The organism is Pseudohalioglobus lutimaris, assembly GCF_002866825.1.
GTDB lineage: Bacteria > Pseudomonadota > Gammaproteobacteria > Pseudomonadales > Halieaceae > Halioglobus > Halioglobus lutimaris.
Map to the genome: position 1 here is coordinate 259,732 of NZ_PKUS01000003.1, position 12,951 is coordinate 272,682.

At 57.0% G+C, this 12,951-nt stretch carries 12 protein-coding genes; 3 read left to right on the forward strand and 9 right to left on the reverse strand.

The annotated features are described in order from the left end of the window. Positions 1 to 2 precede the first annotated feature (2 nt). Genes sppA through arsC form a run of 4 tightly spaced genes read right to left on the reverse strand, consistent with a single transcriptional unit; the run spans position 3 to position 3,161 of the window. Positions 3 to 1,850, reverse strand: a complete 1,848-nt coding sequence (gene sppA / locus C0039_RS05815) for a signal peptide peptidase SppA (RefSeq protein ID WP_075998635.1) — start codon at positions 1,848 to 1,850, stop codon at positions 3 to 5. Further along, positions 1,847 to 2,218, reverse strand: coding sequence for a DUF2069 domain-containing protein (locus C0039_RS05820; RefSeq protein WP_075998636.1), 372 nt, complete (start codon positions 2,216 to 2,218; stop codon positions 1,847 to 1,849). The genes sppA and C0039_RS05820 overlap by 4 nt, the downstream gene beginning before the upstream one ends. Continuing rightward, entirely contained in the window at positions 2,215 to 2,811 is a 597-nt protein-coding gene (wrbA, locus tag C0039_RS05825) for an NAD(P)H:quinone oxidoreductase (RefSeq protein ID WP_075998637.1), read from the reverse strand. Before wrbA ends, C0039_RS05820 begins: the two co-directional genes overlap by 4 nt. Next, entirely contained in the window at positions 2,811 to 3,161 is a 351-nt protein-coding gene (gene arsC / locus C0039_RS05830; protein ID WP_075998638.1) for an arsenate reductase (glutaredoxin), read from the reverse strand. The genes wrbA and arsC overlap by 1 nt, the downstream gene beginning before the upstream one ends. 89 nt (positions 3,162 to 3,250) lie before the next feature. Here arsC and C0039_RS05835 point away from each other — a divergent pair, with 89 nt between their 5' ends. The 3 genes from C0039_RS05835 to cysK all read left to right on the forward strand — a co-directional run bounded on the left by C0039_RS05835 (position 3,251) and on the right by cysK (position 6,253). After that, positions 3,251 to 4,480 (forward strand): YihY family inner membrane protein, encoded by a 1,230-nt coding sequence (locus C0039_RS05835; protein ID WP_101517526.1) that lies wholly within the window; start codon positions 3,251 to 3,253, stop codon positions 4,478 to 4,480. Continuing rightward, positions 4,477 to 4,959 (forward strand): TlpA family protein disulfide reductase, encoded by a 483-nt coding sequence (locus C0039_RS05840; protein WP_075998640.1) that lies wholly within the window; start codon positions 4,477 to 4,479, stop codon positions 4,957 to 4,959. The genes C0039_RS05835 and C0039_RS05840 overlap by 4 nt, the downstream gene beginning before the upstream one ends. Positions 4,960 to 5,272: 313 nt before the next feature. Further along, positions 5,273 to 6,253: a cysteine synthase A gene (gene cysK, locus C0039_RS05845; RefSeq protein ID WP_075998641.1), complete on the forward strand. Its 981-nt coding sequence runs from the start codon at positions 5,273 to 5,275 to the stop codon at positions 6,251 to 6,253. Between the two features lie 6 nt (positions 6,254 to 6,259). On the opposite strand, the gene C0039_RS05850 is transcribed toward cysK, so the two are convergent. The 5 genes from C0039_RS05850 to C0039_RS05870 form a co-directional block, all read right to left on the reverse strand. After that, the gene (locus C0039_RS05850; protein WP_101517550.1) at positions 6,260 to 6,844 is read right to left on the reverse strand and encodes a GNAT family N-acetyltransferase; all 585 of its coding nucleotides are present in this window, start codon (positions 6,842 to 6,844) and stop codon (positions 6,260 to 6,262) included. Next, positions 6,844 to 7,815: a quinone oxidoreductase family protein gene (locus tag C0039_RS05855; RefSeq protein ID WP_075998642.1), complete on the reverse strand. Its 972-nt coding sequence runs from the start codon at positions 7,813 to 7,815 to the stop codon at positions 6,844 to 6,846. The genes C0039_RS05850 and C0039_RS05855 overlap by 1 nt, the downstream gene beginning before the upstream one ends. A gap of 2 nt (positions 7,816 to 7,817) precedes the next feature. Next, positions 7,818 to 9,167: an NTP/NDP exchange transporter gene (locus C0039_RS05860; RefSeq protein ID WP_133125943.1), complete on the reverse strand. Its 1,350-nt coding sequence runs from the start codon at positions 9,165 to 9,167 to the stop codon at positions 7,818 to 7,820. A gap of 31 nt (positions 9,168 to 9,198) precedes the next feature. Next, positions 9,199 to 11,085, reverse strand: a complete 1,887-nt coding sequence (locus tag C0039_RS05865; protein ID WP_101517529.1) for a metallophosphoesterase — start codon at positions 11,083 to 11,085, stop codon at positions 9,199 to 9,201. A gap of 80 nt (positions 11,086 to 11,165) precedes the next feature. Further along, positions 11,166 to 12,951 (reverse strand): cation:dicarboxylate symporter family transporter (locus tag C0039_RS05870; protein WP_133125944.1); only part of this gene is annotated, 1,786 nt, incomplete at its 5' end.

Below are 12,951 nucleotides of genomic sequence, written 5' to 3' on the forward strand. Positions count from 1 at the left end.
AATCAGTGGGTGCTCGAGCAGGTAAGGCAAAGCCCATAGATGTGACGCGGATCCTGCAAGTTTTCAATCACAGCGACTGCGGCAATTACCGGCTGGTACATTGCCATCAACGCGGCGACGCTATCTCCCCGGGACAATACGCCCAGCCCACCCATGCGCTCCGTTAACTGCTGGAAAAACAGCGCGCCAGGGGACAGCGGTTCTTCGATATATTCGATTTCGTAATTGACGAGGTCAGCCCTGGCTGCGGCTGCGCCTATAGCGTCATCGAGGTTGCCCAGGAAATCCACCAGGCCCAACGACAGGGCGTCAGAGGCACTCCACACGCGCCCCTGTGCAGCATGGCGAACCTCCTCCAGCGTCATATCCCTGCCATCCGCTACGATATCGAGAAATTTTCGATAGGAATTTTCCACACCTGCGGCCAAGGCCTGGCTCAACTGCGGATTCAGGCCGCGGTCGAGGCGCAGGGACCCGGCAAGGCTGGTCGTGCCCACGCCATCGGTATGAACTCCTGCCCTCTGCAGCAGGTTCTCCACAGTCGGGAAGGCGGCAAAGACACCAATGCTGCCGGTGATCGTGGTGGGTGTTGCCCAGATCTCATCCGCCGCTGCGGCGATATAGTAGCCACCCGAGGCAGCCATTGAACCCATGGAGACCACCACCGGTTTACCTGCGGCGCGGGCCAGCAGGACGTGCTCGCGAATGACTTCCGAGGCGAACATACTGCCTCCTGGCGACGTCACCCGCAGAACAATAGCCTTGACGCCATCGTTCGCGGTAGCTGCGCGGATCTGCCGGGCAAGACTATCGCTGCCAACAGTGCCCGGAGGCTGATCTCCGGGCAGGATATTGCCCTGCGCCGTGATCACCGCAATCCTTGGGCTGCTACTGTCAATCAATTCCAGGCCACGCTTGCGGTGAAGGTATTGCTCAAAAGGCACTGACTGGTAGAGCCCCTCCTCATCGCGCTCGCCCACCAATTCCGCCAGATAATCATCGGCCTGCGCCCGGGTAAGCAGTTGGTCTATAAGCCCCGCCTCAAGCGCGTCACGCGCTGAGTCACCATCTCCGTCTACCATGCGCTGTGCGAAACCATTTACATAGGCATCAACCGCACCTTCTGCCAACTCTCGATTGGCTTCAACGGTCGCCGTATAACGGCCCCACAGGTCATCCAGCCACTGCTTTGCCGCAACCTTTTCCTCTGGCGACATATCGTTACGCAGGAACGGCTCCACTGCCGACTTGTACTGACCAGCACGAAAGACGTGCATGGTTACCGATAGCTTCTCCAGCGCCTCGGCAAAATACTGGGGGTACATTCCATATCCTTCGATCGCCACACCGCCCATGGGGTGACCAATCACCTCATCTGCATAGCTGGCAAGCAAGTATTGATCCTGGGTATAAAAGTCCCCTACAGCAACAATTGGCTTTCCCGTTTCCCGAAAAGACTCCAGGGCCGCGACAATCTCCTGGGTGCGGCTGATACCCGCGTGGACCAGGTACTCCAGCTCCATGACCAGGGCGTTGATGCTTTCATCATCACGGGCTATCTCGATGGCCTCGATCACATCCCGCAACCGAACCTCATAATCGGCTGGCGAGGGCTCAGTCAGCAGGGCCTGTAGTGGATCGACAGGCGCCTTCTGGTCGACAATAGAGCCCATGGGATTGAGTACCAGCGCTGCCTGCTCAGGCAGCGGCTCGGGGCCGCCACCGAAATAGACGAAGTACACCACCACCAGAAATAGCAGAAACACGATATTGGCCAGCGCGTTGCGAATATGGGTTATCGTCCGCCAGATGCCGCCGAATACACGGCGCAAGAAAGAAGCATTACTCATTTATCATCTCCGTTTTCTGCGGATGGCGGGCGCAACTCACGGGCACGCCAGCGTACGTACATCATGGCACTACAGAACAACAGGACAACCGCCACCATGCCAATGATGGAAACGGGGTTGTCCGGGTCTGCAAACAGGCTGACAACCAGGCGCATGAAGTAGAGCAGGCTGACAAAACATAACCAGATAAAGCTGCGCAAATTGTCGCGCAGCATGCCGGGCACGAAAATCACCAGCGGCAACAGCACTGCAAACCATATGATCCAGGGCGCGCGGATCGACCACATCTCGACCAACTGTTGCAAGAACAGTACCGAAAAGCTCAACCAGGTCACGACCCGCGCCCTGTCGGCAAGCGTCGCCATCATTTCAGCCTCGCGCTGAGGTGCGCCACGCGACGGCCCAGGGACTGGCACAGCAGCACTTCGTTGTCATCAACCGCTCTGCTGTTGTCTGCGCCAGCCCAATGCGAGGCGCCATAAGGTGTCCCGCCGGATTCGGCACTCATGAGGCCGGCTTCACTATAGGGAAGTCCCGCAATCAGCATGCCGTGATGCAGCAGGGGCAGCATCATGGTAAGCAGGGTACTCTCCTGGCCACCGTGCAAACTGGAGGTGGATGTAAACACGGCTGCGGGCTTGTCGATCATCGCGCCACTGAGCCACAGGCTTGATGTCTGATCGATGAAGTACTTCAGGGGCGCTGCCATATTACCAAAGCGTGTAGGGCTTCCCAGCACCAGGCCTGCACATTCGCGCAGGTCATCGGCCTCGCAATACAGCGGGCCCGCCTGCGGAATATCATCCTCGGCTTGCTCACAGTTGGCCGACACCGCAGGCACCGTGCGCAGGCGAGCACTCATCCCGGCAACCTGCTCCACTCCGCGCGCTATCTGCCTGGCCATTTCAGCCGTGGCGCCCTGGCGTGAGTAGTACAGTACCAAAACATAGGGGGCGGACATCAGTCTATAAGCTCCAGTACGTTCTCTGGCGGGCGGCCAAGGATTGCACGCTCGCCGCGGACAACAATAGGACGCTCAATCAGTTTCGGGTGAGTTGCCATGGCTGCCACCAGCGTCGCCTCGCTGGAATCCGGGCCCAGGCCTTCCGCTTTGTAGGCCTCTTCTCCCCTGCGCACCAGTTGCGCCGCGCTGATCCCCAGTTTGCCCAAAAGGTCACGTATCTCTTCCGCGTCGGGTGCGGTCTCCAGATACATTACGATATTGGGCTCGATCCCCTGCTCCTGAAGCAAGCCCAGGGTGGCTCTGGACTTGGAACATCGGGGGTTATGGTAAATGGTGTACTCGCTCATACATGACTCCGCCTGCGGCTTTACTGGACGCGGCAGAGTATACCAAAGGGACTGTGCCCCGGTGTCAGCATTCATGCAATAATAGGATCATGGAAGAGTTCAAAAACAGGTTGGATGGCTTCTGGCGGCGCGTTCGTTACCTGATGTCGCGATTCACCGCTGATCGCTGCTCAGAAAATGCGGCGGCGTTGACCTACATGAGCCTGTTCGCCATGGTGCCGCTGCTCACCGTGCTGTACACCATGGCGTCGGCGATACCCACTTTCCAAGGCCTGGAAGAGCAGATGCAGAGTTTTCTTTTTGAGAACCTCATGCCACAGAGCAGCAGCCAGGTTGAAAGCTACTTACGCGATTTTTCCGCGCAGGCCAAGAACCTCACAGGACCGGGAATAGTATTTCTGGTCGTGACAGCAGTACTGATGCTGAGAAACATTGAGAAGGCGTTCAACCTGATCTGGAGAGCGCGGGAGAATCGAAGCGCGGTTTCCAGTTTCCTGCTCTATTGGGCTGTTCTCAGCCTTGCGCCGGTAGCACTGGGCCTGGCCCTGGCAATCAGCACCTATCTGGCCTCTTTTTCCAATGTGCTGGATGAGTACGACATTTTTGGCGCCAAGGCGCTGCTGCTGCAGATTTCGCCCATTCTACTGTCGGCAGCCAGTTTCACCCTGCTTTATGTCGCCGTGCCCAACTGCCGCGTACCCTTCAAGCACACCGTCATCGGCGGACTTGTTGCAGCCCTCGCCTTCCACGCTGCCCGCTCACTCTTTACCGACCTGGTAGTCGGTTCCAGCTACACTTTTATCTATGGTGCCTTCGCTGCCGTACCCTTGTTTCTGTTATGGATATACCTGTCCTGGAATATCGTGTTGATGGGCGGCATTCTGGTGCACAGCCTTTCCGGTTACCAGAACGCTGAGCAATCCAGTCGCCCCAACGTGCTGAAAGCGCTGGACGTGTTGTATTTGTTCTGGCAAAAGCAGCAGGCAGGTAAAACCGTTCGCGAAATCGAGCTGCTTAACAACAGCCACCGCGTCACCCGTGGTCTCGACAGCGAAACCTGGCGCCACTTACGCGATGTACTGATGGAAAAAAAAGTGATCACCCAGAGCGACCGCGGTCATTACCTGCTCAGCCGTGACCTGCACTCCATACGGTTCTGGCAATTGAAGGAATGGGTTAACGACGAACAACCCCTGAACCAGGAAGACATCAGCGCGCAAATGACGTGGCAGAGCAAAGCCTACCAGTTGCTGCGTGATCAACGAAAACAGCAACGTGAAGTTCTGGATATTAATCTCGTGGAATTATTCAAACAGTGATACGCCTGGCAACATTGACACTAACGCTCCTGCTCGCGGGCTGCGGTCAGACCGACGGTAACACGCTGCCAAGGTTGGATCTGGACGACTACAAGGGGCGCTGGTTGGTGGTAAACTACTGGGCCCGGTGGTGCACTCCCTGCATTAAGGAAATACCGGAACTGAATGCGCTGGACAGTACCTATCCGCAGCTTGCGGTACTTGGCGTGAACTTCGACGGCGCAACCGGGGATGCGCTGCAGGCGCAGATGGATGAATTCGGGATTGCCTTCCCTGTAATACTGGAAGACCCAGCGGCGCTGTTTGGATTAAACAAACCCTCAGTTCTGCCGACGACGCTGATTCTGAATCCGGATGGCAAACTGGTGCATAAGCTGACCGGGCCACAAACGCTTGAATCGCTGGCCCTGGCAACCGGACAGTTGGCGGGACCGGAATCTGGACCCACGGCAGCGGAGCTGATCGAGGAACCCAGGTAACACAATGCAGGCTTTACCTGCCCTGTCTGACCGGAAATATAAAAAAACCGGCCCCATTGGGGCCGGAATGCACTAGCATCTCTCACAGAGGGATATGAAACCTGGATGAATCCAGAAGCAGCAACAGCGCAGGAGTCTCATGCCGCAAAGGCGACTACGCTGTAACTGAAAGATATGACTCACGTATTCCCGGTTAGTTCAGCAAAGATATAAAAAAATTTACAACATGGGCCTGCATGGACATAACCGCGCCTCGAGGCTAGTCTTCTTCCCTGCACCGCCGCATCCGCGAACCAGAATAAGGAACCACACCATGAGCACGATTTTCGACAACAACGCCCAGACCATAGGCGGCACGCCGCTGGTAAAAATCAACCGGGTGAGCAGTGGCAACGTTTACGCCAAACTGGAGAATCGTAACCCGGCCATGTCAGTGAAATGCCGTATCGGCTCCAGCATGGTTGCTGCAGCAGAGCAGGACGGCAGCCTGAAACCCGGTATGACCATCGTCGAGCCGACCAGCGGCAACACAGGTATCGCCCTGGCGTTTGTCGCCGCGGCCAAGGGGTATGGCTGTATCCTCACCATGCCCAACACCTTCAGCCTGGAGCGCCGGATGCTGATGAAAGCCCTGGGCGCTGAAATCCATCTTACCGATGGGGCCCTGGGAATTGCCGCAGCGATGCAGGCAGCCAGGGACATCATTGACTCGGATCCGAAAAAATACTGGGGCCCCAAGCAGTTTGAAAATCCGGCCAACCCGGCAATTCATGAAGCGACCACCGGCCCGGAAATCTGGAAGGACACCGATGGCGCTATCGACATACTCGTGTCGGGCGTGGGCACCGGCGGCACTCTCACCGGCATTTCCCGATACATTAAAAACACCTGTGGCAAGGCCATCACCACAGTCGCGGTAGAGCCCGACACATCCACCATGATCAGCGCTGCCCTGGCCGGGGAGGAACCGACCCATTCACCCCACAAGATCCAGGGAATCGGGGCAGGGTTTCTACCCGAGAACCTGGACCTGACGATGGTGGATGCTGTGGAACATGTCAGCAGTGAAGAGGCCATGGTGTTTGCCCACCGCTTGATGCAGGAGGAAGGCATTTTGGCGGGGGTGTCATGCGGCGCTGCCATGGCTGTGGCGGATCGACTGGCCCAGCGGGAAGAGAACCAGGGCAAAGTGATCGTCGCGATACTTCCGGACTCGGGCGAACGCTACCTCAGCTCCCCTCTCTTCGCGGGGCGTTTTTCCGATACAGAAACTGTGCAGGCGACGGTCAGTTAGACCGTCTCAGCGTTCACAAAGGGATTGCAAGCGCCGCTTCACCTGCGGCCATTCCTCGTCGATCACACTGAAATATACTGAATCTCGCTCGTGACCGCCCTGCACAATCATGTGCTTACGCAACACGCCCTCCCGGGTGGCGCCAATCCGCTCGAGAGCTGCCTGGGAGCGCAGGTTGCGGGCATCGGTCTTGAACTCAACCCGGGCACACGCCAGCCGCTCAAAAGCGTGCGTCATCAATAGCAGCTTGCTCTCGGTATTAAACCCTGTGCGCTGATAATCCTGCCCCAGCCACGTCCAGCCAATTTCCAGAGAGCGGTGCGCCGGACGGATATTCAGGTAGCGCGTACTGCCCGCCACACGGCCTCGAGCCAGATCCACGATGGCAAATGCCATCTGTTCCGATGTCGCCAGCGCTTCGTCTATCCAGTGCCGTGCGTCGGCTGCGTCAACGAAACAGGCACGGGGCATGTAGGCCCAGTCGGGTTCAAAGCGACCACGATTGTAAAGCCCCTGGGCGTGCTCCTGACAGAGTGGCTCCAGCCGCACCGTCTTGCCCTCCAGCACCAGCGGTTTCACTTTCACTGCCATCAAGGGATGAGCACCGTGGAGCCCGTGGTTTTGCGATCCTGCAGGTCGCGATGTGCCTGCTGGACATCTGCCAGAGCATAACGCTGGTTGATTTCCACCCGAATATCGCCGGAGAGAACTCGCGTAAACAGGTCTTCAGTGGACTGGCGCAGTTCTTCAGGCGTCGCAGTGTAGGTGAGCATCGTGGGCCGTGTGATATAGAGCGAGCCGCGGTTCGCCAGTTCCTGCAGATTGAGCGGATCGGGCGAGCCTGATGCATTGCCGAAACTGGCCATCAATCCGCGCGGGCGCAGGCAGTCCAGCGACAGAAAAAATGTATCCTTGCCGACCCCGTCATACACCACGGGTAACTTCTCACCCCCGGTAATCTCCATGACACGTTCGAGGACATTCTCTTCGCTATAGTTGATCACATGGCTATAGCCATGTGCCCGCGCCAGCGCCGCTTTTTCCGCTGAGCTTACCGTGCCGATCGCGTTCGCGCCGATGCTTGCCGCCCACTGGCCGAACAGCAAACCCACCCCACCCGCGGCCGCATGAAACAGGCATGTCTCACCTGCTTGTAACGCGTAGGTTCGCTGGATCAGGTACTCTGCAGTCTGCCCTTTGAGCAGGGAGGCAGCCGCCTGATCATAACTGACTCCCTCGGGTACTTTGACCAGGCGCTGCGCGGGCAGGTTGATAGCCTCGGCATATGCACCGAAGCCTGCGGAGCAGTAAGCAACACGGTCGCCAACTTGCAGGTCGGCGCCTTCTCCTACCGCCTCCACTTCACCCGCTGCCTCCAGGCCCAGCCCGGTAGGCAGTGGCAGCGGGTATAATCCGCTGCGATGGTAGGTGTCGATGTAATTGAGACCAATACTGTGATTGCGCACCGTCACCATACCCGGCCCCGGCGCCTCCAGCGGGACATCCTGAAGCTGCATCACCTCCGGCCCTCCCGTCTCCTCGATTCTGATCGCCTGCACCATTTCTACTCTCCCGTAATGTTATCCGTGTCAGTTTTATGCTGCGCCGAAAGCAATCGCGACCGCTCACGAATGATCAACAGAGCAAGGGTCAGCGTACAGGCCGCCATGACGGTGGCCAGCGGAATAAAATCCGTGGACGCCCAACCCAATACGTGCAGACCGGCGAAGATAAGACCGGCCTGAATGAGGTCGCCCAGACGTTGGCCGAAAGGGTCAATCACCGCCCGTGCCTCGTACTTTTCCTGCCGGGACAGCGGCAGGTAGAGCATCTGCCTCGCGGTATTCTGTAATGAATAGTCCAGACTGTTCTCTGCTATTTTAAAGTAGCGGAACCAACCCACAATAGGCAGCAGCGCCAGCGACGCGTAGCCTAGAAAGATGACCAGCGGCGTCAGCATAAACGCTATGCTAAACCCGGCAACGCGAATCAGGCGGGATACCAGGAAGAACTGGATAAGCACCCCAAACAGATTAACCATAAAATAGAAACCGCCGTAAAATCGCCCCACATAAGTACCCTTGTCAACAGCAATTTCCCCTGCGGCACTACCTGTGGCATACAGGTCTTCGAGAATGGCAGAAAGCAGGTACTCGCCGGTGGTATTAACCAGGTTCAACATAATGACAAAGGCAGCCATCAACATCAGGTAGCGGCGGCTGAGCACCAGTTGGAAGCCTGCAAAAAGCGAGGCTTGCGCACTGACTCCGCTTTCGCTACGCCCCCTCGAGGCTTCCGGTACAGAGAGCCCGGCCCGGCTGGCTGGAATAGCGGACAGGGCGAGGGTAAATGCGCCGGCAATGATCAGCCCATATGCATCGAGATAGTTGACCAACTCGCGGGACACCGCCGAACCCAGCCAGGCGCCCAGGGACGCACCCAGTGCCACTATAACAAACAGGCGCTCCCCAGCCTCGCGACTATATAGCTCTGAGGCGAAAGCCCAGAACTGCGAAATAATCAGCACGCTGTAGGCACCGAGCCAGACAAAATACACCACGGAGATGGACAGCCCCGCGTTCCCTGCAACGGCAAATACCAACAAGGTGGCGACGCATATGGCAGTGACGATCTGCATATACCGATAGCTGTCGAAGCGACGGGAAAACTTGCCGTAGAGCGGAATGAAAAAGAGCAGCAACAGGGCCTGCAGTGCCACGGCATAGCTGCGAACCTCTGCCGTTCCCTCGGTAAGAATAAGCATCTCCCGGGCAGGTTTGAGCAGGTAGGCAGTGAACAGGATAAGGAACAGGCTGGCAAACATTGCCAGCACGCCCAGGGTTTCCCCAGCGCGTAACTCCACGCCTAGAAAAAGTGTTCGCCGCAGCCATCCGCCCGTCGTAGTAGTCGTCAACTGAATCAGCCTTAAATGAGTTTAACTGGTCTTATTTTCCGGTTCTCGACGCTTCTTTTAATATCAGGTCGCGACGAGCCAGTATCCCCTCGATCTGCTTTGGATGCAGGTACGCTGAGAGTTGCTCGGTCAGGTTCTCGCTATTCAGGCTTTGTAAGCGATTGTAGAGCAGGTCGGACACTTCTAGGTCTACTTTGCGATATTGCTTTGGCCGTCGCTCGGTAGTGCGAAACGCCAGGCTGTGGTCGATGAATTTCATCATGAAGTCATCTTTGGTCCACAGAATATTGGTCAGGTTGCGATCATCATTGTGAATCAGAATATCGAATACAAAGCGCAGTCGGTATTGCTCCCATTGTTTGCAGTACCCGCCAAACGGGAGGTCCTGATCAAGGCGATCCCGTTCATTGATGGCCTTCTCAACCCAATCTGACAACGCCCCCTCAGTTCCGTCCACTTCTGCTATAACAGCCGCCGGTACCATCTGCCAGTCCAGCATGCGGTCCAGCTTATAGGCGGCAACATCATACTGATAGCGGTCACTCTCGTTAAAACTGCGAGTGACGTAGCGGGGCTTGGACTGCATGCCTGGATGCGTGTCTTCATACTTGAACACGGCGTCATTGGCCAGACCATCGCGCTCCTGGGTGACCCGCTTGGGGTTGGTAATACCCGTACCGATGTCTTCTACATTGGTCACCGGTGCCGTGCGCATGAAGTCTTCGAGCTCTGCGTCACTCATCGCTGACAGCTTCCTGGAGAGCTCGGTGGCCTCAGCGGTGGGCAGTGCTCTCTGGCCTTGACCCAGATAGTGGACATAGTCATCCCCATCATTGGACACCAGTGCAGATGCCTGCCCTTTATAAACGGCTTTCAACATACCGGTATCCAGTCGGATGGCGAGGCCATCCATGCGCGATAGCACCTTGCCCTTTGTAGGCGTGTGCCCCATCACCAGCTGTTTCGCGCCGACCTGCTTGAGGAAACGTTCAGTATTGAAAGACTCCGCCAGCGGATGGCACATCGCGGTACCGCGATACCAGTTAGGGCTGTCCGGGCTAAACACAAATGCTTTCTGGGCATCAAAAACCTGCTGCACCTGGGCAAACCACGGCGCACGCTGCCTGGGGTTGGCGGCAGCAAATTCCTCGACCCTGGCATTCAGAAAATTCAGCCGGTCATGATAGTCCACATGCCAGGGCATAACCCCCTCTTCACGCAGCGTATCCATACTGGACATGAAGTCGCGCAGTTCTGCCTGCAAACTGGCGTTGAGTTCCTCTATCGTTTTATCCGTTGCATCTGCCGCGATACCGCCGTGCATGTAAACCTTGTCGTTTACCCTGATTACAAAAGGCTGCTGTATCAGCCAACGACCAAGGTCTCCAGACAGGGAGTAGGCCTTGCGCAGAGCGACGAAGCCGGGAGGATACTGCTCATCAAAAGTTGCCCGCACTACCGCTTCGTCCCCTCCAGTATTGAAACGCCGGTACTGCGTGTAAAAAAGATCGCGATCAGCCTGGGATTCATCGTCAGCAAAAGCGGCGAACTCGGCGGCAGAGACATAGCGCAAATCGCCGGTCATCACCATCACCTCATGATTGCCCAGAGTCATGTGCACAGCCCCGCCGACCTGCTGCGCCTGGGCCTGGAGTTTCATCATCAGCTCCACAACGTCGCGCGAACCCGGGCCACGATCTACAAGGTCACCAACAGAAACCAGATGGGTCTTTCCTCCGCTCCAATCCAGTTGATCATCAACAACGCCCACTTCCCGAAGCAGGGCGACCCAATCGTCGTAGGCGCCATGCACGTCGGCGAACGCCACCACTCTAGCGGCTGTCGTGACCTCGTAAGCGGCCACCGGCATAGCCAGTGAAAGCAATGTGGACAAGAGAACTACGATTGCTGTGCGCATGGGCCGGGCCTCTTAGAGAGAAGTTGGAATGCCCGAAGTGTAGTGCTTATCGGGTCCTTTGGCACGTATCCTTGCCAAGCTCAGTCCACCCAGCCAAGGACATCGCGAATCACCGACCATCGAGGCCGCTTTGGCTGCGCCGCACCGCCGAGCATCCAGTACTGGTAAAGCCGCTCAATGGTTCCATCCAGTCGCTTGAGTTGTATCCAGTTATTGATGAACTGCATCATTTCCAGGTCACCTTTTGGAACCGCATAGCTCGCCGGCACACTGACGTTAGAGGACGGCTGCACGACGGTGTAGCGCGGGTAGCGGTAGGCGTAGGCAGAACCCTCCTCCACCGTCAGCAGCAATGCGTCGGCGCCCTGGTCACCCCCGGTAAAAAAGTCCTCAGCTGAGTCAAGCTGCACGATTGTTGCCTCGGGCAGCAGATGCTGTAGCCTTTCTTCATGGTAATGACTACTGACCAGGGCGAAACTCAGGTCGGGGGTGGAACGCAAGCGGTCCAGATCCAGGAACAATCCACGTTCATGGTCCTTCACCACGAAACCCAGGCGCAACTCCAGATACGGGTCGGAGAAGGTCGCGTAGGCGAAACGATCGGGGAGGCTGGCAATACAGGACATAGCCACGTCAATCTCGCCGGAGGCAAGCATTCGCCCCAGATCATCAAACTCGAAAGGCACGAACTCCAGCTCCACCTCAAGGTCAACTGCCAGGGACTGCGCCATTTCCACGTCAAATCCCACCAGCTCTCCCCGGGGCGTGATGTAGCTGCAGGGCAGGTTATTGGGCCGATAGCCCACCTGTAGCACCTCACTGCGGAAAATGTGATCAATACGCGCACCCGCCAGTTGCGTCTGGCTGATTTCGGGCAACTCGGTGGCAACTTCAAACGGTATCCAGCGGCTCGATAGCTCTACATTGGCAAGCACCTCCTCCCTGGGTGGCGGTGGCGGTACAAACAGCTCGAAGTAAACACGCAGCACAGAGACCATAACCATCATGGCCAGCCCCGAAAGCAGCAGGTAACGCAGCAGAAACCTGATGGAAAAGCGCAGCAGGCCGGCCATCGCCAGCGTACCCACAACCGACAGAACGATGATGTGTAGGGCGGCCAGCATCGCGCCAAATCGGCCCACGACAATACCGGTAATCAGAAACAACTCGAACATATCCGAAGGGATTCGCAGAGAGTCCAGCATGTAGGGAACCGCAACGTTGATGCTGCCAAACAGGCTGAGCACGCCCCCTGATGCAAGGAAGAGGTAGTCACTGAGACCTAACTCTGAATCGGTAAACCAGCCTGCAAACAGCACAAACAGCAATACCAGCAATTTACCAAGCGACGGAAAATTAAACGAAACGGGCACCAGAATATCAACCGCAGAGTCCGTTTGCTCGCCTCTCGCACCGTGACGCTTGAGCAGTTCTTTGCAGCTGGCGGCAATCTGGGGCAGCACAACAAACTGGTTGCCGGTGGCAAAAGCCGTGACCAGCGGATCGCGGAAAGTCCTGAATACCTCGCGAAACGGAATTCCGCTCACCGCCGAAATCAAACCAGGGAAAATCCAGAACGTGGTCAACATGGCCAGGCTGATATAGGTCACCAGATACACCTGTACCCGACCCAGCTCATCGATGGTCATGGTGCCGGATGCGGCGGCTGCAATGGCAAAAATGCCATAGGGGGTAAGCTGAACCACGAAGTTATTGATACGAGACATCGCCTGGGCAATGCCATCAAAGAGCTTCAGTACCCCGTCCTTTTCGTCAACGGATATAAGTGCAATCCCCACCAGGATGCTGAACAGCACCACGGCGGGAACGAAGTTATTCGTCAACGAATAGAAAATATTGGCCGGC